This is a genomic window from Xenorhabdus sp. NBAII XenSa04 (assembly GCF_963866145.1).
Taxonomy (GTDB): Bacteria; Pseudomonadota; Gammaproteobacteria; order Enterobacterales; family Enterobacteriaceae; genus Xenorhabdus; species Xenorhabdus indica.
On record NZ_CAWMEB010000369.1, the window covers coordinates 1 to 221 of the forward strand.

General features: G+C 56.6%; 1 protein-coding gene. It reads right to left on the reverse strand.

Annotated elements, in window-relative coordinates; all coding sequences use genetic code 11:
• Positions 1–73: 73 nt before the first annotated feature.
• Positions 74–221: DUF1525 domain-containing protein (locus AAC147_RS12650; RefSeq protein ID WP_156115475.1), on the reverse strand; the 148-nt coding region annotated here is incomplete at its 5' end.

The following is a 221-nucleotide window of genomic DNA, read 5'->3' on the forward strand; positions in this document are numbered from 1 at the left end:
AGGGAAGCCTGCGCAAAGGGCGCAAACGCAGCGACCAGAGTGATGACAACAGGAAAAGCAAGGCGGAGTATCTTCATCGTTGACTCTGCTCCCTGAGGGCACTCGCCTTTGCCACATCCGCCGTGCCATACACGACGTCCCGGTCATCAAATACCACGGCAGGGTACTTGCGCACACCTGATTGCCAGGCGTCAACAACGGCACGATAAGACTGAATCAGT